This is a genomic window from Bradyrhizobium commune (assembly GCF_015624505.1).
In the GTDB taxonomy this organism is placed as follows: Bacteria; Pseudomonadota; Alphaproteobacteria; order Rhizobiales; family Xanthobacteraceae; genus Bradyrhizobium; species Bradyrhizobium commune.
This window is the reverse complement of the sequence record NZ_CP061379.1, coordinates 5,885,319-5,905,476: the sequence shown is the minus strand read 5'-3', so window position 1 is coordinate 5,905,476 and position 20,158 is coordinate 5,885,319. Positions and strand designations below refer to the sequence as shown.

Genomic DNA, 20,158 nt, shown 5'->3' with positions numbered 1-20,158 from the left:
CGATCGTCCTTTCGTGCCTTGGTTCTCGACGGCACGCAGTTCGCTGTCAAAATCCAGAAATCAGATCCACGATGAATTGCCGTCACAGGGTTAGTACATGCCGAAGCGCTCGATCATTTTCGTAACCGACGAACTTTTTCTGCCATTGCCGTCGAAGAATGCCTCCGGCTGGATTTACTATACGATAGCTGAGACTTACAAAAAGAGAGGTTGGAAGGTCCATTGCGTTTCGTTCTTTCGAGACCCGCAATTGGCGAGATTGAATTCGGTGAATGCCGCTTACGGCCAGCTGTTTTCGGATTTTCTTTTACTGCCCGGGTGGAATCGAGGTGGAACATTGCTTGGTATCTTCGGCCAGGTCTGGAGAGAAGTTGAGCGAGCACTGACCGGGAATGTCCTCTCGTCTCATCCGTTATTGTTTACCAACAACTCTGAAAATGCGCGGGAAATTGCCAATCGATTGAATGAGTGGCAAGCTGACGTTGTATATTTGGCCAAGCCGCAATCGGTCCAGTTGCTTGGACAGGTTTTGCCGCGATTGTTTCGTGGGCGCAAGCCGCTAGTGGTGATGAGCGCCCACGATGATTTTGTCCGTCGTGCAGTCGCTTACAGAGGGACGTATCAGCGATTGTTCGGCGAATTGAACCTGAGGCAGATCCTGCGCAATCATGCAAACGCCTGGATAAGGCATCATCTAGAGCGAATCGATATCGAGCGTTCGCGACGGGCAGAGGCTAAAATCTTTGACGCTTGTCATGTGGTGCGCGTCGAATCTGCGGATGAGTTTGCCGGCTACGCCAAGACCAACCGATCAACGGCAAAGCTCTCGCACAAGCCGTTCTCTTACGTTGCTGCGGCTCGGCCAAGCCAAGGGGAACTAGCTCCGACGTTTGATGCCGGTTTTATCGGATCAAACGATGTGATGAACCTTGATGCCGTCCTGTACCTACGTGACGTGATCCTACCGATCATTCGTCAGGAGGCACCGGGGTTTCGGATGCTGGTTGCGGGGGGGATATCGAGCAAGGTCGAGCCGCTCCTTGAGGGAGTCGACAACGTTACCGTCTGGGACCATCTGAACGATGTTTCGGAATTCTACCGCGCAATTCGTGTTGCCGCCGTTCCGCTTCGCGCCGGTACAGGCGTGAGCATCAAGGTGTTAGAGGCGCTATCGTTTAGAAAGAGGATTGTCAGCACACCTGTGGGAGTGCGCGGATTGCCGCGCAAATTGCTCGCCAGTGCAACCATTACCGACGACCCAAGAGAGTTTGCGAAGGCGCTCCTGATAGAGTTTGCATTGCCGGGCGGACAGGATAGCGGACTCGACGTTGATGCTTGAGGCGCAGGCGGTAGGGCCATTCTCATCAATCGCGAATGCTCGCCGTAGCGATGTGCTGCTTGCGTCGACACTGATTTGCTATCTCCTGATCGCTGCCGACATCGTTCCGGGCATCACCGGTCTTCAGGCCGACTATGAACCTGGCTACCTCGATGTCATGAACATCGATAAGTCGGGGGACATCATACGGCAGGCCCTACTCGCCCCGTTTTTCTTCGGCGCAGTTTATCTGCTGGTGCGCACCCGGCGCCGGGAACACCTCCAACAGTTGGGGTGGCCGGCCGCTCTTGTCATCTTAATCTGTTTGTTCTCAGCACTCTGGTCCTCAGATCCCGGCGCAACGCTGAGAAAGGTGCTTGGATTGGTTGGAACATTTGCGGTCGGCACGTATGTTGCTACCCGACTTAGCCTGTTTCGCTTGATCAAGCTTGCGCAGATTGCGGTTACGATAGCCCTGGTTGGCTCGTTTTTGTGGTTGCTGATTGCGCCCGACAAGGCGTTGGATACCAACGCTCACTTGCGCGGATTATTCAATCATAAGAATATTCTCGGGCAATTTGCCGGCATAGGATATCTCGCGTTCCTCTCTCTCGCCGTGCAGAAGCGCGTGCGACGCAGAATGTTGTGGGTTGGGGGAGCCGGGCTCTGTGTTCTGTCCTTGTTGCTTGCGAGTTCCGCGACACCGTTGATAGCAATCGGCTTTGTGACCGGCTGGGCTTACGCCAGGTTCCGCTTGGGACTGCGGCCTCGCGAATTGGTGGTACTCACAGGGTTGATCTGCACGGGGGGAATTCTATTCCTTGTCGCCGCGCCTGATGTCTTTACGCTTGTCATTGGCCGAGACGTGACTCTGTCCGGACGCACCAATATCTGGGAATTTGCGCTAGAGATGGCGGCCGCGAAGCCATTCCTAGGATACGGATACGGTGTATTTTGGTTGGGGCCAAACTCACCCGGGTCTCTCTTTTGGGACAGGACCTTGCAGTTTGAACTGAGCGCCCACAATGGATATTTGCAGTGCCTTCTCGACATCGGGTTGGTCGGATTTCTGACAACTCTTGTCGCCGTACTGGGGCCGTTGCTCAGGTCGTCAAAAGGTCACCGTCCATACGTCGGGGGCGCCGAGATCTTCTCGGAATGGTTCTTAATCTTCTTCTTAATTTTGAACGTGGCCGAGATTCGGTTTTTCGACCCAACTTCGGTCGTTACTTTTGTGTTCGCGTTCATCTCGGCCAATCTGAGAGGGCGAATACGTCAGCTGGAACTTAGGGCCGACAATGCGATCCCTTTGATCACTTGAGAGCCACGAAAACTGCGGGCGGAAAAGTAGGCGGCAGTGCTCAGTCTGGAATGAAAACTGCCCACATTTTTGTCGTTCACTTGATGACCATTATGTGTTATAAAACAATCACAAGTTTGACTGTTTCGCGCATTGTTTGTGGTCAAGCAGCGGTTCCTGTTGGCGTAGGAATGTTGCTCTTTTTCGGTAGCGTGTATTGAAAGGCGGTTGGCGTGCGCATTGGGATATTCGTTGAATTGTTTGCTCCCAGCGTTGGCGGGCAGGAGCTTTTTTTCGAAGGGCTTGCGCGCCAACTTGTGAAGAATGGACATACCGTCGACGTCCATTGCATTGGGCATGAGTCCGGCCTACCTTCTTCGGAGAGTATGGACGGAATCGTCGTTTTTCGATATCCGATGGATGCTCATTACAAGATCCCGCGCTTCAAAGCGATGAAGCGAGCGTGGCCGACGATCTTTAGATACGCGTTGCATGTGCGCCGAGTCGCGAAAGAGACGAGCTACGATGTGCTCTTCTTGAATCAGTGGCCTCTTCTGCACGCAGTTGCGCTTCCCCAATCTCAGCGCGCTAAAGCTGTAATACATTGGTGCGAGATCCGTACTGGTTTGTTTTACAGAGTGATCCAGGCTCTGCTTCCACGGATCGTGGCGCGAAACGTGGCAGTTAGTGATAGCGTGGGTCGTTCGATTGCACGCTTTTGCTCCGGTTCTGTTCGTTCTCTTCCGAGCGGGCTTGATGTCGAGCACTACCAATCACTTCCACGCATCCGGCGCTCGGGCATCTGTTTTATCGGGAGAATGACGGCTCATAAGAATATTCCATTGTTGATCGACGCCTTCGAGCTGTTGAAAGACCAAGGGTACGCTGGAGCGCTTACCCTCGCGGGAGATGGGCCTGTGCTAGAGGAGGTGAGGACTCGCGCGATGGCTTCGCGCCATGCTTCTAGTATTTTTCTACCTGGTTTGATCTCCGAAAACGACAAGATCGATCTACTGTCGAGATCTGAAGTTTTGGCGATTTCGAGCCTGAGAGAAGGATTCCCGCGCGTCGTGGCGGAGGCGATGGCGAGCGGGTTGCCGGTCGTGACATGCGATTACGAAATGAACGGGACGAAAGACATCGTTCGTTCCTACAATTGTGGACTTGTAACGCAACCGACACCCGATTGTCTTGCGCAGGGGGTGCGTGACTTGATGGCCCATTGGGATCACTTTTCAAGGACGGGCCATTTGTCTGCAAAGACGCTTTCTTGGGCTCTGATCGCGGAGAGCTTCGAGGAAATGGTTGGGTCGACTCCCATCAATCGCTCTGCGTCGCACTCCCGCAGTTTCAGTGAAGCTAAGGTCGCATGAAGCAGAGGATTTTGGTCGCCGGCGGCGCCGGTTTTGTAGGGCGGCAGCTGGTACGGAATTTGCGGAATAGTCACGACGTTTGCGTGCTCGATTCGCTGAAGTTTGGCAACCGCTTCGACGAGAGCGATATTGCCAGTATTTCTTTGGCAAAGGTTGACATTCGGGATTGGCACTCCGTCGCCGCTCTCATACAGAGCTTTCGTCCCGAAATCGTGATTCATCTTGCCGCGATCCATTTTATTCCCGAGTGCGAACGCGATCCCACGCTCGCTGCGGAAGTTAATGTTCTCGGAACGATGAATCTTCTCCGCGCCTGTCCAGAGGGCGCGCGTTTTGTTTTCGCCAGCAGTGGTGCCGTCTATCAGCCCGACAATTCACCGCACGACGAACTTAATTCGGTAGTGGCGCCGGCCGATGTGTACGGTCTCACGAAGCTGCAAGCCGAGCAATATGTCCGTTACTTCGTCCGGCAGAGGGGGCTTTGTGGTGCCATCGTCCGGCTGTTCAACGTAATTGGCCCGGGGGAGACTAGCCCCCACATTTTGCCTGAAATCGTGTATCAGCTGAAATCCGGCTCCACTACGATCAAGCTTGGAAATGTCTGGCCTCAACGTGACTACATCCACGTCGAGGATGCGGCGGAGGGTTTCGAGCGAGTAGCCCTGTACGGCGATATCCCTGCCGGGGAGACGAAACTCGTCAACCTCGGTACCGGAAAGCAGTATTCGGTCTCGATGCTTCTGGACCAACTGCGATTGCTCACCGGACTTCCGATCGCTGTCGAACATGATGTTTCGCGGGCCCGATCGGTTGACCGGCCGTTCTTGCAAGCAAATATCGCAAGGATTCAGGTTGAATTCGGCTGGTCGCCTAGGGTTGAGATTGCAGCCGCGCTGCAAGATCTATGGAAAAATCCTGACCTCGCGCCCGGTCTGGTAGAACAGTTGCGAGGCCGCCTTTAGTTCGTGGTGTTACTCAGGTGCGACCGCTGTTGTGTCGCCGGATCGCGTCTTCGTAAATTCGAAAATGCGCTGCGATTTGGCTTTCGACGGAGAAGGTCGTCGACGCGAATGAAGCGGCTCGCTCCGTGAGAGACTTTACAAGCTCGGGCGAGTCCAACAGCAACGAGATTTGTCTAGCGAATTCCTCCGGGGAGTGTGGATCCGCGAGAAGACCGGTTTGTCCATGGCGGACGATTTCCTGATTACCTGCGATTCTTGACGCAACGACGGGTACTTTAAGCTTCATCGCCTCGACTATCGAAACAGGCACACCTTCCCACAGCGATGGCAAAACAAAAACACGGGCCCTGGACATCAGATCAAGTGCCTCGATCCGCGATTTGGTGCCAGTCATCGTAACCTGGGACACAATTCCGAGCCTCCCGATTGAATCGCGCAATGCGGTTTCGAGCTCACCGCCGCCAACTATCAGCATCTTTACATCGGGCCGGTTCATCGCAGAGAGAATCGCGGGTAGCGCGAGCGGGTTCTTCTGAGGGTGCAGTCGTCCAACGAACGCGACGTCGAATTCGGCGGGCCGTAACACGTCACCGCCCGGTGGCAACTCCACGCCGTTATAGACCTGACTCCAACGCTGCCTGTCGTTGATAAGGCCTTCCTTATGGGCAAAGGCCTCATCTGCCTTGCCGACAAGAATGATTTGATCCGCGCATCCGATACATAATCTTTCCACCAGCTTGAAAATCTGTCGGCTAGCAAAGCCCTTCCGATCGTAGTGGAAGCCGTGGATAGTGTAAGCAAAGGCTGGGCGCCTGGCCCGTGGCACTAGAGATACCGGCAACGCAGATCGCGCGCCATGGGCGTGAACGATGTCCGGAGCCTCGCGCTCGAGTAACTTCAAAATCTCGCGAGAAATTTTGATGATGCTTTTTCGGCTGCTGAAGTCGAGCCCGAACGCCTTCCATCCCTTGGCGCGGGCGTGCTCGAAAAAGTAACTTCCAGTCTGAGTGACGACGGTAGCTTCCACGCCATTCGAAGCCATCCCGGCGCACAGCGTATCCACGACGGCTGGCCCTCCACCGGGATTTCCGTCAGCCATAATGTGAACGACGCGCATGCTTACTACCGGACGTGATAGTTAGATCAAACTTGCTCGGATTTTTTACCAAGCACATTATTAGAATATGCGGCCGGACGATGGAAGCGGCAACAGGGCCGTCGGAGTGAAATCGTCGTCTCTTGCCAGCACCCCCGTTGCGAAAGTGGGCGATAAATTTTCCTCTCGATGTGAATTCTGATATTCAAAAACTACGAGGCCCTTCCTGGTCGCCCGCGTCGTGCCGACGATGTGCGCACTGGTTCACAGGCGTCAAATAACGCGCAGAAATAGCGCTAGGAGAGTGATTCATCTCAAGGCGGCGGGCGCCGCGATGCGCGGCCTGGTTGGGCGGTCCCTTAGGGGCGGCCAATTCGCCGAACATCGATACCGTATTTGCACGGGAATCCCACTTATCCTCGCTCCGCGGAGGCAACAGAGCAAAGAATCTGGGCTGATTCTGCAAGCATTTTCGAGTTTCTTAAAAATCGATTGAAATAACTAATCGACTTTGACATCCCTTCGTCGGTAAAAATGGGAACCGCGCGTTTAGTTGGTTGAAATTCATGTCCGCTAGCTTGCCCTCGACGCGACAACCATCCTGGTCGTCGCTGCAGGGCCATAAGATGACAACCGCCATATCAAACGTCACCGCGATCGACGCCAGCAAATTCGTGCAGTCGATTGGCGTCAATACTCACCTGGGCAACTGGACGGTGTACGAGAATGTCGGCCTAGTTGAGAGCTCGCTTGCGTATCTCGGAGTCTCGAGCGTTCGCGACGGCAGCATGTTCTCGACGGCACATGCTCAGGCGGCCTATTCCCAGTTGGCGAGTGACGGCATCAAGTTCGACTTCTTGACGCCCCAGGGGACTGACCCAGCTACATTCCTCAAACAGCTCGATGCGTTTGTCGCAGCGCATCCGGGGCAGTTGATCGGTATCGAAGGCCCCAACGAGGTCGATATCCAGACCTTCACCTACAATGGCAGTTCGTCGTTATCGAGCGCGGCTGCATTCCAGCGCGCATTGTTCGCCGGCGTTCAGGCCGATTCGGCCTTGAAAGACGTGCCGGTCTATAACCTCACGCTGTCTCAGTCGAACAGCGCCAACTATAGCCAGGTTGGAAATCTGTCGTCTTCTGCCGACTACGCCAATATCCACGCCTATGTATGGAGCGGCACGACGCCGAACCAGGTCATTCAGAACGACATCAAGATCGCGCAGTGGGATGCTGCCGGCTTGCCCGTCATCTTCACTGAGACGGGCTACGATACGATGACCAGCGATACGATGAGCGGCGTCGATCAGACGGTACAGGCGAAGTATACGCTCGATACCTTGATGGACGCCTTCAAGAGCGGCGTCGCGCAAACTTTCCTGTATGAGCTCTTCGATGAAGCGGCCGATCCGAAGTTCACCGACAAGGAAGCGCATTTCGGCTTGTTCAACAACGACGGCAGCCCGAAGCTGGTGGCCACTGCAATACACAATCTCACGACAATTCTGAATGATCCCAGCGCGTCGCAGCCTTTCACGCCCGGAACTCTGGGCTACAGTCTCGACAATCTGCCGACGAGTGCCCAGCAGCTCTTGTTGGAGAAGCACAATGGTACGTTCGACCTGGTGCTGTGGGATGAGCACGTCATCTGGGATCCGACCAAGCAGAAGGAGATCGCGTCCCCGACCAGCGACGTAACGGTCAATCTCGGAAAATCGTATGCCGTCGTCTATGTCTACGATCCTCTGGTCGGCAGCAGCCCGATTGCGACATATACCAATGTCTCGCAGATTCACGTTTCTCTGACTGATCATCCGCTCGTCATTCAGATCGGTACCGGGAATGCTTCGGGAGACCCGGGCGCCGATATCACTCCGCCTGCCGCGCCGAGTATTGCGTCGTTCTCATCGGACACCGGTGTTGCGGGCGACGGCATCACCAAAGCCAACCAGCAGACGCTGCAGGGAACCGCGGAGGCCGGTAGTAAGGTGCTGGTGTTCGACGGCGCGACGCAGATCGGCACCGCTACGGTCGACAGCAAGGGCAATTGGTCGTTTACGACTGGTATCTTGACTGATGGTGCCCATAGTTTCACCGGGCAGGCGGTTGACGCAGCTGGCAATGTCAGCGTGGTGTCTAGCTCTGTGAAGGTGACTATCGATACGACCGCGCCGAAAGCGCCGGCGCTGATCTCGGATACGCTCACCGCCGGCAACAAGGTGGTTGTCTCGGGAACGGCCGAGGCAGGCAGCACAATCAAGCTGTACGAGGGCAGCACACTGTTGGGTACGGCGGTGACGGCCTCGAACGGAGCTTGGAGCGTCACCACAAGCGCGCTCACCCACGGAGCGCATGCCTTCACAGCAACTGCGACGGATGTCGCAGGAAATGTGAGCGGTCCTTCAGCCGCGCTCGATCCGATCGTGGGGACGCTAATCGACGGCATCGGCAATGCTAGCCTAACGCAGGCCAGCAACCGCCTCTGGATATCATCGGGCGGCACCGATGTGTTGCTGAAGTCCAATGGTACGGCCTATCTGATGGGGCCGACCAGCACCTGGAAGCCGATCGCGGTGGAGGCCACCTCGAGCGGCTTCGACGTTGCCTGGAAGAACATTATCACCGGCGCCTACACGGTGTGGACCACTGACAGTAACGGTAACTTCACCTCCAATTTGCTGAGCAATGTCTCGGGAACGAGTGCATCGTTGCAGTCCATCGAGACGCTATTTCAGCAGGACCTTAATGGCGACGGTGTGATCGGATCACATTCCGCTACGTCGTCCGGGATATCCGGTGCAGCTGTCAACGCTGGCACTGCTGATACCTCCGGCACAACATCGGGGACGACGGCCGGTTTGCTGGAGAGCGCCGGCACAACGAGCCTGACACAGTCCGGCAATTATTTGCATCTGTCTTCAGGCAGCACCGAAGTCGTGTTGAAATCCGGCGGCGCTGCCTATGCAATGGGGCCCACCAGCACGTGGACGGCGATCGGGGCGGAGGCGACCTCCAGCGGCTACGACGTTGCCTGGAAGAACATTTATACTGGGGCCTACACGGTGTGGGCCACCGACAGCAACGGCAACTTCACCTCCAATCTCCTCAGCAATGTTTCTGGAACGGGCGACGCCTTGAAGGCGATCGAGACCGTGATGCATCAGGACCTCAATGGTGACGGAGTGATCAACACGGCATCGAGTGTGTTGGACATCTCCGGCAAAGTTGTCCTCGACCTCACCAACATGAGCCAGGCGGTGAAAATCGAAGCAGGCGCGACGCTCGAATTGACGGGCGGGGTTTCGGGCTCGATCACGTTCGCCAGTGAGACCGGTACGTTGGTGCTAGATCATGCGACGCAGTTTACGGGAAAGATCTACGGTCTGACTGGTGACGGCAGCTCTGCGCATTCGGACATTCTTGATCTGCGGGACATCTCGTTCGGAACGGGAACGCAGGTCTCCTACGCGGGCAATACATCGGGCGGTGTGCTGACGGTTTCGGACGCGCAGAACCATGTCGCAAAGCTGACGCTGGTCGGCGACTATACCCATTCCACGTTCAATCTCTCGAGTGATGGAAAGGGAGGCACGCTCGTCATCGATCCACCGGCAGACGGATTCAATTTCGCCGTTGCGTCCTCGCAGCCTGTACCGGTAAGTCTCAGCAATGCATTGGCCTCACATTTCCAGCCTGCCGCCGCGCTCCCAACAGACACCCATTTCGATCATAACGTGCAGTTGGCGTCGGAGATCCCACACCCCGCTGTGCACGACGGCTTTCTACTGCACGTCTGATGCGTTAGAATTACCTAGGATCATAGTGAAGGTAGCTTGTTCCGTCTTGCGCGCGCCCAAGTCGACGAGCGTCGGGCGTACGGACTGAGGGCTGGCCAATCGCGCTGACCTACCGGCTTGCGCAGGGCCGCCGCATTGGAGATCGGAAGCTTGTGAGAAGATTTTTGGCTCTCGCGGTTTTCACTCAGGGTTTTGTCTTCTATCCGGCGATAGTATTCGCTGGAGGCACATGCATACTCCATCCGCAGCCGTTCAAGCTTCAATCCGACACGATACAGTGGTCAATCAAGATCGCGCCCGGGGCTGAATGTATCCAGGGATTACGTTGGTCGACGATCATGATCGACACAGTCAGCATCGTCGATCCGCCGAAATCAGGCCGCGTTGCCGTGCAAGGCCCCTCGTTCCGCTATTTTTCCGGGCCCGCGGGATCAGGAGACGACCATTTCAAGCTTGTGATTGAGGGAACGTCGTCACGCATCAGCGGTAAGTCCTCGATTGAGGTTGACGTCACTCCTAAATAGCCCTTTCTGCCGCCGGACGTCGTCATTGAGCTTTCCTGACGAGCAGCTACGCCTCTAGCGCGGAGCAAAGGTCCGATTGCTATTGAGCCCTGAGTTAGCAGAGGCTGCGGGAGGTACGCCTTGCCCAATCGGGTTGCGAAATGGATTGTTGCTTGGTTGGGTCGCGACAGGCGTTCTCGAGCCCGACGCATAGCCTTGATTAGAATACCCCTGCTGCGGCCGGCCATTCTGTTGCGTGCCTTGGGCCGACACCTCGGTAGCCAGACTCGAAAGAGCAACGGAAACCAGAAGAAGTTTCGAGGAATTCATGGAAACCTCCACGCTGGAGCTTGTCGAACCAACTACAGCATACGAATTGGGTTTCGTCGATAATTTGGCAAGAAGCCATAGCTACATCATTACCTCTTGCATGCTGCGTAAAAGGTGCCGTTTGCTGTGATCACCCGCTCGATGCACTGCCGGGGATCCAAGATGTCGCCATTGACACTGAAGTAATAAGACTGATTCCTGACGATAAGAGCATAGTGGCCGGGGGGAAGTTCCAATGCGGGGTCCTCGCTGCGGAGCCGATACATCTCCGGATTATCCGGAATTGGAGCGGCACGATAAGGGTAGGAGAAGCTCCTGATGACCCAAGCGTCACTTTCGTCAAGACGCTTGCCCGCCGCTTCGCTGGAGAATTCGCGTGCAATCCGGGCGATCACGCGCACTTCGGCGCGCTCCGAGATGTTGCTGGCGGCGTCTCGTCGATAGACAACGAATTCGGGGTGTCCGTCCGGCAGATTCACTTTGGCGGGCAATTTGAATGCGGCGGAGATCGCGACCCGAGCATCCGGTGCCCTGCCGGGTATCAGCTGCAGTTCGGTGAAGATGTCGTCCCTAAAGGCATAAACGCCGTAATCGTCAGGCCGCGGGAAAGCGGGAAGCGGAGGATTTCTCGGCGCAGTAGCCGTTGTGGCGGACGGAGCCACTACTTTGTCGGGAGGGGTCTCGGATACCTGAAGTCGAAACGAATGGCCTAACGTCAACAGCCGTTCACGTTGCTGCACGATGGCCAAGGCTGCTCCGACGACCACTAGAACTAAACCGGTCCTCCTGATGACGCCCCCCAATAGGTGGCGACGGGCTCCTATCACTGGCCGCGCTGGCAATCCGTCCGGACCGGTTTGAATGGAATCCGTCTCCCGTACCTGCAACTGAGACGGCAAAGCCGAACTGAGCCTCGGCACCGAAGATAGAGCTATGCCAACGGGCTGTTTTGAGAATTCCTCAACTCCCCGGATTGCCGTTTCGAGCGCGCGCTCGGCCTGCCGGAAAGCGATCGGATCCGAATCGACGAGCTGCTCCTGAAGCTTGTGACGCGCCAAGTCATAAACCGTCTGGCGGAGAAGCTCGGGATCGGTCTTCACGGTTTCGATCATGCGGGCGATCACGAGCGCGAATTGGACCTCGTTGGAGGTTTGATTGGTGCCGTCGTCATCGCCATGTCGCAGTTCTCGCGAATTCATGCTCATCCAGGCACTCTTATGACGCCTCGCAATCTTATTTCAATGTTCAAAATTTCCCAAAAGAAACTAACGTGTTGGTTGGCGGCTGGCTTAAGAAGTGGCATCTAACGCGGACCTGATGCATGCCTGTTCTGCAAAGGAGAATGGTGATGACTATTCAACCGAAGCGAGAAATTGTCGCTGCGGGCTTCGCGTGCCTTATTGTTGGTTTGACCGGTGTTCCAGTATCGGCCGTCACCGCCGAGGTGGCCAGAAAGTGCGGCGCGCTCATGACCAAGCAATTTCCGCCTCGCGAACCCGGAAACCCGGCTGCTGGGAGCGCGAAAGGAAGCGGTCGCGATCAGCAAGCCTATTTCGATAAGTGTGTCGCCAATGGCGGTAAGATCGACAGCAACGATGTGAAGTAACAGTTTGCCCGACTGCCGAGTGCTCATTGTCCGTGTGGTGGAAGCGTTCAGTCCTGTCGCGGCGGCTGCGGCTCCGGTACGTTGCCGTCCTTGTCGATGCAATCCCTAAAGTAGGCTTGGCGGGCGCCGCTTCCACGAGTTGATCCCGGGCGCATGTATGGATAGACGAGATAGGAATAGTGCATGCACTTTCGTGCGGTCTCTGCGCGAGGTCCAGCAAACGCGGAGGTAAAACATGGGTCAAGCATTCCAGTGAAAGCTATTGCTCCAAGAAGCCAAGTTAGTTTGTAAGAGCTCATTTTTTCAGTCCGCTGACTGCAACCTTGAGACGATGCCGTTTGAGCCTCGGCAACGAGCGGTTCAGTGTGATGAGGTCGATAATGAAAACGCAGTGATTTTTCATCGTTAGGAGAGTTGATCGCAAGGAGCAAAGTGGGGGGAGTTCTACGAGCTTGTCAGCAAACGCCGTCGTGATGTTGGGCCAAATCCTGAGATGCGACAACTCATGCCGCTACCAGGCCCATGAAGATCGTCACTACCAAACAAGGCCCAAACATAAACGGTTCGAAGGTAACCGCAAGCCGAGACGGGCAAAGCACGAGCGCTAAATCAGGAGGGGTGTAGCTTCAGCGAAAGTTAAGTACGTCGATATCTATGTCGACCGAATGCAGTCCTCAAAGTGTTAGGCAAATTCTAGGAAGGCTGGACCTAGGCACGATCTTGGTAGTCGGATACGGCAGGATTTTCTTGAACACTCAAGGGGCTTATCTTTGAAAAGCTGGATGGGAGCATCGAGTGTAATACCAATTTCTCGATGTTCGCGCCAATTGGTCGACACGGCCAGTCCAAGATCGTCTAGTCATTAGACGGATGTTAAGCTAGCTCCTTTTCCGGCCCTCTTAATGGCGAATTTACTAACAAGCCACTTGATTCTCGGTCCCTTAAATATCGTTTAGTTGCGTACTTCATTATGGGGCGCAACGCACGAAATGGGACTGAAGAAAATGCCACGAATCTCCATCAACATTTCCACCGTCGCGGCGCTGACGTTGCTTTCTTCCGCGACTTCGGCTTTGGCTACGCCCAACTGCCTTCGTGACAATAAGCCTTACAGGCTCGCGGGCGACACAATTGAGTGGTCGATGACGATTGCCCCCGGAGCAAATTGTATCCAAGGTTTACGATGGTCGACGATGCAAATTTTCAGTGTTTCGGTGGTGGAGAAGCCGAAGAACGGCGATCTCCTTATGGTCGGGCCGGGGTTTCGTTATTTCGCTAGGTCAGATTTCACAGGCACTGATAAATTCACTTTGGTTGTCGTCGGGAAGAACCGCCATGACGAAGGGAAATCCACCGTTCAAATCACCGTGTCGAAACCAACTGCGCCGCTGATGGTAAGCGTCGTTAGCCAGCCCGATTGAGACCCTCTTGCGCGCATCACGCAACAAGGTCATTGCGCCGCGTGGCCCAATTGCGAGATTGGGCGCAGAGTCGATGCCTAGTATTGCTCGAAGTTCGCTTGCGGTCATCAAGCGGAATGAATAAAGTAGTTCACCGACGGGTCGCTTTTATTTTGGATGTTTTTTCTCGGAATCATACTTTTTGTCGCGGGACTTTCCCTCTGCGTAACCATCGCATGGGCGCCGCTTGGATTAATTGTGATGGGTCTCGGGTTGATCTTCACGCAGGTCGCGATAAGAAGACCAATGACTGCTGGCAGTCATGAGAAGGAAGAGACGGCAGGGCCGTTTCACGCTGTAGTGGTCCCTATGGGAAAAAGTGTTTCGCCGACCGTTGATCCTGTTGGTGGAAGTCAAAAATCCGTGGAGGGACTTAGATGGAAATCGATCGTCGTTGGAGATCCCGAGCTTGCGCAAATTGAACGGACGCTTGCGCAGTACGGCTCAAGCTACGTGGATAAATTTGCAAAAATCTATGTCTTTTTCAATAACAAGGCTCTGTTGCCCTTCATACTAAATCTAATCATTGAGTCCGTTCGACAGGCGGCTGCAATTCAAGAGCACGCGTCGACTTCTGGTTGCCTAAGCTGCAAAGGTCCTGGAGAAGGTCTTGGCGTCGACGATCCGTTATATAAGGAAGCTGATAGCTCGCTGTTTGCTGCTGAGGAACCAATTTCCAGAGCGCAATCACCCAGGGCGTCAACTCAGTTTGGCCAATCTGGCACGACGTTGCCCGTGACACCTATCGGCTCCGCCGAAGCCGAACGAACCCGTCGGTCGATTGTAAGCATCGAAGAATCTGACAGCCTGCATCGCATCTTTGATCAGCTCAGCGGGCCCAAGCGTTGAACTCGAGGGGCGACGTGCGGCGACTGTAATAGAAGCTCTTCTCGAAATGGCTCGCTCTCTAATGTCAGTCAATTGCGAGCCTTCAGGGCTTGTTCACAAGCGTCGATTTATGGCGATTGGTCCGATGAACGTATCGCCGCAACGAAGGTGTGTAGCGACGCAGCGAACTCGTTGTTGTTGACGGGGAACTGGTCGTCTTGAGCCCATGAAATACGCGTAGATGCTTCAGAAATGTGCAGGGGGGCAAAACTGCATTATCGTTATTTCCAGTTTCGTTTGAAATTCATCGACTTTCGAGTATTACCTGTTACAGAAACGTAGCCGAGTAATTTTGTTTGAGCTGAAAGTGCAACGAGCCATCATCCCGTTAGTCATGTGCGGCGGTGCCGGGACGCGCCTCTGGCCGGCTTCACGCGAGGTGCGCCCGAAACAGTTCTTGCCGCTGTTCGGCCCGCGCTCGACCTTCCAGGACACGCTGCTGCGTGTCTCCGATGCGGAACTGTTTGACCGCCCGATCGTGATCACCAATGCCTCCTACCGCTTCATGGTGCTGGAGCAGCTCGCCGAGATTGGCATCGAGGCCGACGTGATCCTCGAGCCGATGCGCCGCGACTCCGGCCCAGCGATCGCAGCCGGTGCGGTGTTCGCGCAGACGCGTGCCGCTGAGGCGATCGTGCTCGCGCTCGCCGCCGACCATGTGGTGCAGGACAACGCCGCCTTCGTCGCGGCCTGCCGCGAGGGCCTCGCGGCCGCGAGCACCGGCCGCATCGTCACCTTCGGCGTCAAGCCGGAACGGCCGGCGACCGAATACGGCTACATTAGCCTAAGTGAGGTGATCTCCGGCGAGGTGCGCGCGGTTGCAGGCTTCGTCGAGAAGCCGGATGCAGTAAAGGCGGCGGACTACGTCAGTTCGGGTTATCTCTGGAACAGCGGTAACTTCATGTTCCCCGCGAGCGTCCTCCTCGACGAGTATCGCAAGGTCGATGCCGCGAGCGTGGATGCGGTCTCCAAGGCTGTCACCAACGCAGGCCGCGATCTCGGCTTCGTGACGCTGGAGCCGCAGGCTTTCGGCGCGGCGAAGGCGATCTCGATCGACTATGCGGTGATGGAGAAGACCTCGCGCGCCGCGGTGGTGCCGGTGTCCTGTGGCTGGTCCGACGTCGGCTCTTGGCGTGCGGTGTGGGAATTGTCCGCCAAGGATACGCAGGGCAATTCGGCACACGGCACCGCCGTGTTCGAGGATTCGCGCAATTGCAACGTTACCACCGACCATGCGCTGGTGGCGCTTGAAGGTGTCGATGATCTCGTCGTGGTGGCGACCGCGGATGCGGTGCTGGTCTCGCGCCAGAAGGATGCCAACGGGCTGAAGCGTCTCGTGACGAAACTGAAGGCCGTCGCGCCGAAGGTCACCGAGGAGCATCTCAAGGTGCATCGGCCCTGGGGCAGCTACCAGTCGGTCGATAATGGCGAGCGCCATCAGGTCAAGCGCATCGTGGTCAAGCCGGGCGGGCGGCTGTCGCTGCAGAAGCACCATCACCGCGCCGAGCACTGGATCGTGGTCCGCGGTGCGGCCCGCGTCACCGTGAATGAAACGGTGAAGACGGTGCATGAGAACGAGTCGATCTACATCCCGATGGGCGCGGTCCACCGGATGGAGAACCCCGGTAAAATCATGCTGGAACTGATCGAGGTCCAGACCGGCTCCTATCTCGGGGAAGACGACATCATCCGGATTGAAGACGACTATCAAAGGTCGTGAGGGCGTAACATTAAGAGCTTGCGCGATCGCTGAGCGCGGTGGCCCGTAAATCTCGCGGCCGCGGGCGAGAAAGAATCCTCGTGAACTGCTTTGCGGATTGTGGTCGGCCTCGACCAGAGAGAACGCTCCAGCCTTCCCGAGAAAGGGAGTTTTGTGTCTCGCCGCAGCGACCGGAATGATGGTTGTCGATCGCATCGAATGACTGCCGACCACTCGATCTTCTTGCTCGCGTAACCCGCAGACAGGCGTCCCGCCCGGCCGAGCTTCCTCCTTAATGTATCTCCATGAACTGAAGGTAAGAAAGCTTTCGAGAATCGTCGAACCTCAATAGCCCATAGTAACAATCGGGATCATCTTTGCCTTTCGGGCACCAGTCCTTGTAGTTGTACCAAAAAATCGGGCCAAGCTTTGATTGCGTCGTTGATCGATCGAAAGCGTCCTTAAGGAGGGCAGCCTGGGCGCTCTCCGAGACGACGACTGATCCCTTTCCATCTGTTGGAGCGCCATACTCCGTGACCCAGATGTCTTTGTCTTGGTCGTTGTACTTGGACATGATTGATCGTAGCCCATTTGGGCCATCCATCTTCTCCCAGTTGCCGTAGGGATGATTTCCAACCGCGTCTAGGAATTCCTTCGCCCCGTTTCGATAGATGGCATCCAGGAAATCAGCTGCCCGCATCGTGGTGCTCGTATTGTAAGGCTGAGCCAGGCCGCCTGATACGACTGTCGCACTGCTGTCGACCTTCTTGATCGCAACATACGCCGCCTTCAGCAGAGCAACGTATTCCGTGGGAGAGGGCGAGGGACCCCAGCTGATGCCAAGATTCGGCTCATTCCAGATTTCCCAGTGATGCAGTCCTGCGGCCGAATATCTAGCTGCCAAGACTGAAGCGAACCGACCAAAATCACGCGGGTCAGCCGGAGGGGAAGCTGGAGGCTTGTGCCCCCCGTTAGCCCACGCGGGACAGAAATAGATCAAGCCAAGAACGGAAATATCGAACTCTTCGGCCAAATTCACAATTCTGTCGTGCTGCTCGAGCGCATAATTATCTTGATCGTTTGGTTGTATGCGACTCCAGTCGAATTCTACCCTCAACCATTTTACGCCGGTCACCTGCATATCTGCGAAGCGCGCTCGCAGCTGCGTCGGGCTCATGAACAAGAGGTCACCAGCGTTCATGCCTTTTTGAACGGGAGATGACCACGAGACAGAGCAGAACAATAACATTGCCAGCGCACCGGTAACGCCTGCCAACAGGCCAGGCCTGGCTCGCAGCGCCCCCGCAACTGCTCTCGATTGATACAAAACTAAACTCCTTGCTTAAGGAATCCCACGCTGTGCTCACTATTGAGGCGAGCGTTCTACTCGTAAACCGATCCGGCGGACTATGCTGCAATTTTTTCGACGCCGCGGGTCGCGAAAATCCCGCTCTGGAGCAAATTCACGCCGTCATATTTTCATGCAACTCGTCGGGCTAAGCCGAATGCGACTTCGGGAGTTCTAGATTGATATATTCATTACGTCGCTGTTAGGATTAGAATTCTTGGGGGTTAGCAATGTATAGTCTACCGAAAGAGATAGATACTACGGGCACTCGTCCTGTGGACGTTAAACGACTGACGTTCATCCATAGGCATCTGCATGTCGCTGGTGCCAGAAAGATCCTCGAGCTGGGCTGCGGCCCGGGACATATCCTGAGGACTTTGAACGGCTACGAAATAGTAGTTGGTGTCGACAACTGTGAGGCGGACATTGATACGTGCCGCTCTAGAGGATTAGACGCACGACTAGCGCACGCGGGTATGTTCGCTGATGGAGCGCCTTACGATGTCGTTATTGCCTCCGAAGTCATCGAACATTTTCTCGAACCCGAGCAACTGCTAGCCAACGCGGCCCGCAATCTGACATCCGGGGGACTTTTGATCTTGACTACGCCAAATGGCTACGGGTGGTACGAGCTCACGCGTCGGCATCTTAACCCGTTGGCCTATTTGTCCCGATGGAATCCGTTGCGCCGACTTCTCGGAAAGCAACCTTATGTTAGGGGCAGCGGATGGGATCATTGCCAGTGGTTTACAATGACACGCCTAATGCGACTGACCGCAGCTGCGGGCTTCACACCCCTTGAACAGCAGAACTCCGACTTCGTTACCGGCGGCCGACGCGACTCTGAATTGGCATCCCGGCTGCCAAGTTGGGCTGCTTCCGGCTGGTATTTTGCATTTCGTTACGAGCCGACGGTCTCCCCCTCGTCCTGATTTAAGATAGATGCGCCAAAAGCTTTGGTGGTGCTATTGGTCCATGTAGCCTCATGCATTTTTGCCCGATGTCGTCTTCCGGGCTGGCCCTGCGGCGTTCTTTCCGATTTCGGTACCTAGGGGTGATGCGCATCCTGCTCACTAGGACCTCTTACATAGGAATGCGTCTCCCGGTGCGATCCTCCCGCGAGGCTGATTTTGTTTAGCGCGGAACCCGGCCTCAGCGCTGGCACATAATCTGCTCTGTGCACTGAATTACATTCATTTGAAAGCGTGTTCTTAAATTTCAGGAGGGCAACTGGATCATGTCTAAGCCCATTTGCGTGGCAAGAATGCTCATGTTTTGCGCAATCGTCGGATCATCGCCCGTTCGGGCCGATTTGTTGACGCTGCCGCCGATGCAGTACACTCTGTTCTGCATCAAATATCCCGCTGAATGTCGCTCTACAGCCGATCGGCAGATTGATGAGGCGCAATTGCGGCAGCTGCAAAATATCAACTCTTTGATCAATTCCATGATCGTCCCTGATCCTCATTCGGATCACGAATGGAACGTCTATCCGCCCCGGGGTGACTGCGGCGATTTCGCAGTCACCAAGCGGCACGCATTTCTCGCTGCCGGCTGGCCATCCTCGCGGCTATTGCTGGCGGAGGTTGTGCTGCGAAGTTCCCATGAGCACCATCTGTTGCTGATTGTTATAGGTCCTTCGGCAACCTGGGTCCTGGACAATTTGCGAGACGGTTTGTTGTCGCTCGGAGAGATGAGGCAGAGATATTTTCTCGTGCGGGCCCAAACAACAAGCAACCCGAATATTTGGGCGACGTCCTGGAATGGAGAATGGCCAAGCAATTGAGAGGCATTCGATTGCATGTTGAACGCAATACTCCACCGCACATTGAGGAAATTTTGGTAGCTAGAGTTCATCAAAGCTGTGACCGAGCGACAATCAAGCAGAAGGTCGGAACAGACGAAGCGATGGGACAAAAAAGCCTGCCGATCAGCGTGGGGAGGCTTGAATGGTCTTACTTTGCATCGCAGGTGACCGCTAAGACGAAAGAGATGATCGGAGAGACGGAAAGAGACTATGTGACCCGCGTGCAAATCGATAATGGCAACGGCGACTGCATAAATGTGATCGGCCGCGCCGCTTCGGACCACAGCAAGTTGGCGGCACACATGTGATACTTGGCCGGATCATTCTGATCGCGCTTCTTGCTTTCGCGAAGCCGGGGTCTATTGATGTCAACTGAGTGATTGACGATAGATCGGGCCTGTGCAAGGCGAGATTTCGCGCACTGGTCAATTGCTCGGGTGATTGAGATCGATCAATGAGGTCGCGCTCGGATAAGCTGTGAGCGATCGAAACGTTGGGATGCAATACGCCGATTGCTACGGCCATCCGGGCCTCCTCAAGAATGTCCGAGATAATGAGGTTGATACATCGCCACAATCGGCCGCAGTCGCGACGTCGGCGCAGCGCATTGCTCTCACAATCGACGCTGCTTCCTCGTCAAATCGTTCGGTCTTGTCAGCTTTCCTATCGGC

At 55.5% G+C, this 20,158-nt stretch carries 17 protein-coding genes; 13 read left to right on the top strand and 4 right to left on the bottom strand.

The genetic code is table 11. The annotated features are described in order from the left end of the window. Positions 1-97: 97 nt before the first annotated feature. Together IC761_RS27740 and IC761_RS27735 are read left to right on the top strand one after the other, a co-directional pair. On the top strand, positions 98-1,339 hold the full coding sequence (locus IC761_RS27740) for a glycosyltransferase (protein WP_195799854.1): 1,242 nt from the start codon (positions 98-100) through the stop codon (positions 1,337-1,339). Continuing rightward, complete coding sequence (locus IC761_RS27735) at positions 1,332-2,639, top strand: O-antigen ligase family protein (RefSeq protein ID WP_195799853.1); 1,308 nt, start codon at positions 1,332-1,334, stop codon at positions 2,637-2,639. Before IC761_RS27740 ends, IC761_RS27735 begins: the two co-directional genes overlap by 8 nt. Here IC761_RS27735 and IC761_RS35960 read toward each other — a convergent pair. Beyond that, entirely contained in the window at positions 2,594-2,977 is a 384-nt protein-coding gene (locus IC761_RS35960; RefSeq protein WP_246791605.1) for a hypothetical protein, read from the bottom strand. The genes IC761_RS27735 and IC761_RS35960 overlap by 46 nt on opposite strands. Between IC761_RS35960 and IC761_RS27730 the strand changes: the two genes are divergently transcribed. Continuing rightward, entirely contained in the window at positions 2,936-3,991 is a 1,056-nt protein-coding gene (locus tag IC761_RS27730) for a glycosyltransferase family 4 protein (protein ID WP_246791584.1), read from the top strand. The two genes, IC761_RS35960 and IC761_RS27730, sit on opposite strands and share 42 nt — an antisense overlap. After that, positions 3,988-4,953 carry an NAD-dependent epimerase/dehydratase family protein gene (locus IC761_RS27725; RefSeq protein WP_195799851.1) on the top strand — a complete coding sequence of 322 codons (966 nt, stop codon included), beginning with the start codon at positions 3,988-3,990 and terminating at the stop codon, positions 4,951-4,953. Before IC761_RS27730 ends, IC761_RS27725 begins: the two co-directional genes overlap by 4 nt. 13 nt (positions 4,954-4,966) lie before the next feature. On the opposite strand, the gene IC761_RS27720 is transcribed toward IC761_RS27725, so the two are convergent. Continuing rightward, positions 4,967-6,070, bottom strand: coding sequence for a glycosyltransferase family 4 protein (locus IC761_RS27720; RefSeq protein ID WP_195799850.1), 1,104 nt, complete (start codon positions 6,068-6,070; stop codon positions 4,967-4,969). 605 nt (positions 6,071-6,675) lie between these two features. On the opposite strand from IC761_RS27720, the gene IC761_RS27715 reads away from it, so the two are divergent. Together IC761_RS27715 and IC761_RS27710 are read left to right on the top strand one after the other, a co-directional pair. Further along, positions 6,676-9,846: an Ig-like domain-containing protein gene (locus tag IC761_RS27715; RefSeq protein ID WP_195799849.1), complete on the top strand. Its 3,171-nt coding sequence runs from the start codon at positions 6,676-6,678 to the stop codon at positions 9,844-9,846. A gap of 338 nt (positions 9,847-10,184) precedes the next feature. After that, positions 10,185-10,370 (top strand): hypothetical protein, encoded by a 186-nt coding sequence (locus tag IC761_RS27710; RefSeq protein ID WP_195799848.1) that lies wholly within the window; start codon positions 10,185-10,187, stop codon positions 10,368-10,370. 398 nt (positions 10,371-10,768) lie between these two features. Here the strand turns inward: IC761_RS27710 and IC761_RS27705 are convergent, their stop codons facing one another. After that, positions 10,769-11,884: a hypothetical protein gene (locus tag IC761_RS27705; RefSeq protein ID WP_246791338.1), complete on the bottom strand. Its 1,116-nt coding sequence runs from the start codon at positions 11,882-11,884 to the stop codon at positions 10,769-10,771. A 143-nt stretch (positions 11,885-12,027) separates the two neighbouring features. On the opposite strand from IC761_RS27705, the gene IC761_RS27700 reads away from it, so the two are divergent. The 4 genes from IC761_RS27700 (at position 12,028) to IC761_RS27685 (ending at position 16,353) form a co-directional block, all read left to right on the top strand. Next, positions 12,028-12,285 (top strand): hypothetical protein, encoded by a 258-nt coding sequence (locus tag IC761_RS27700; protein ID WP_246791337.1) that lies wholly within the window; start codon positions 12,028-12,030, stop codon positions 12,283-12,285. A gap of 989 nt (positions 12,286-13,274) precedes the next feature. Next, on the top strand, positions 13,275-13,706 hold the full coding sequence (locus tag IC761_RS27695) for a hypothetical protein (protein WP_246791336.1): 432 nt from the start codon (positions 13,275-13,277) through the stop codon (positions 13,704-13,706). A 156-nt stretch (positions 13,707-13,862) separates the two neighbouring features. Then, a complete protein-coding gene (locus IC761_RS27690) occupies positions 13,863-14,594 on the top strand; it encodes a hypothetical protein (protein WP_195799847.1) in 732 nt (243 codons plus the stop codon). Between the two features lie 346 nt (positions 14,595-14,940). Next, positions 14,941-16,353, top strand: a complete 1,413-nt coding sequence (locus IC761_RS27685) for a mannose-1-phosphate guanylyltransferase/mannose-6-phosphate isomerase (RefSeq protein ID WP_195799846.1) — start codon at positions 14,941-14,943, stop codon at positions 16,351-16,353. Between the two features lie 271 nt (positions 16,354-16,624). Here IC761_RS27685 and IC761_RS27680 read toward each other — a convergent pair whose 3' ends face one another. Further along, positions 16,625-17,608, bottom strand: coding sequence for a cellulase family glycosylhydrolase (locus IC761_RS27680; RefSeq protein WP_195799845.1), 984 nt, complete (start codon positions 17,606-17,608; stop codon positions 16,625-16,627). Between the two features lie 302 nt (positions 17,609-17,910). On the opposite strand from IC761_RS27680, the gene IC761_RS36200 reads away from it, so the two are divergent. The 3 genes from IC761_RS36200 to IC761_RS27665 all read left to right on the top strand — a co-directional run bounded on the left by IC761_RS36200 (position 17,911) and on the right by IC761_RS27665 (position 19,795). Then, positions 17,911-18,612 carry a class I SAM-dependent methyltransferase gene (locus IC761_RS36200; protein ID WP_195799844.1) on the top strand — a complete coding sequence of 234 codons (702 nt, stop codon included), beginning with the start codon at positions 17,911-17,913 and terminating at the stop codon, positions 18,610-18,612. 305 nt (positions 18,613-18,917) lie between these two features. After that, the gene (locus tag IC761_RS27670) at positions 18,918-19,466 is read left to right on the top strand and encodes a transglutaminase-like cysteine peptidase (RefSeq protein ID WP_195799843.1); all 549 of its coding nucleotides are present in this window, start codon (positions 18,918-18,920) and stop codon (positions 19,464-19,466) included. Beyond that, a complete protein-coding gene (locus IC761_RS27665) occupies positions 19,451-19,795 on the top strand; it encodes a hypothetical protein (RefSeq protein ID WP_195799842.1) in 345 nt (114 codons plus the stop codon). Before IC761_RS27670 ends, IC761_RS27665 begins: the two co-directional genes overlap by 16 nt. The last annotated feature ends 363 nt before the right edge of the window (positions 19,796-20,158 follow it).

Bases quoted from the DNA above. Each gene is read 5' to 3' on its own strand.
- IC761_RS27700 (WP_246791337.1), top strand. From the start codon at position 12,028: ATGACTATTCAACCGAAGCGAGAAATTGTCGCTGCGGGCTTCGCGTGC.
- IC761_RS27725 (WP_195799851.1), top strand. From the start codon at position 3,988: ATGAAGCAGAGGATTTTGGTCGCCGGCGGCGCCGGTTTTGTAGGGCGG.
- IC761_RS27740 (WP_195799854.1), top strand. From the start codon at position 98: ATGCCGAAGCGCTCGATCATTTTCGTAACCGACGAACTTTTTCTGCCA.
- IC761_RS27720 (WP_195799850.1), bottom strand. From the start codon at position 6,070: ATGCGCGTCGTTCACATTATGGCTGACGGAAATCCCGGTGGAGGGCCA.
- IC761_RS36200 (WP_195799844.1), top strand. From the start codon at position 17,911: ATGTATAGTCTACCGAAAGAGATAGATACTACGGGCACTCGTCCTGTG.
- IC761_RS27715 (WP_195799849.1), top strand. From the start codon at position 6,676: ATGACAACCGCCATATCAAACGTCACCGCGATCGACGCCAGCAAATTC.
- IC761_RS27710 (WP_195799848.1), top strand. From the start codon at position 10,185: ATGATCGACACAGTCAGCATCGTCGATCCGCCGAAATCAGGCCGCGTT.
- IC761_RS27670 (WP_195799843.1), top strand. From the start codon at position 18,918: ATGTCTAAGCCCATTTGCGTGGCAAGAATGCTCATGTTTTGCGCAATC.
- IC761_RS27695 (WP_246791336.1), top strand. From the start codon at position 13,275: ATGGGACTGAAGAAAATGCCACGAATCTCCATCAACATTTCCACCGTC.
- IC761_RS27690 (WP_195799847.1), top strand. From the start codon at position 13,863: ATGTTTTTTCTCGGAATCATACTTTTTGTCGCGGGACTTTCCCTCTGC.
- IC761_RS27705 (WP_246791338.1), bottom strand. From the start codon at position 11,884: ATGAGCATGAATTCGCGAGAACTGCGACATGGCGATGACGACGGCACC.
- IC761_RS35960 (WP_246791605.1), bottom strand. From the start codon at position 2,977: ATGCCCAATGCAATGGACGTCGACGGTATGTCCATTCTTCACAAGTTG.
- IC761_RS27665 (WP_195799842.1), top strand. From the start codon at position 19,451: ATGGCCAAGCAATTGAGAGGCATTCGATTGCATGTTGAACGCAATACT.
- IC761_RS27735 (WP_195799853.1), top strand. From the start codon at position 1,332: ATGCTTGAGGCGCAGGCGGTAGGGCCATTCTCATCAATCGCGAATGCT.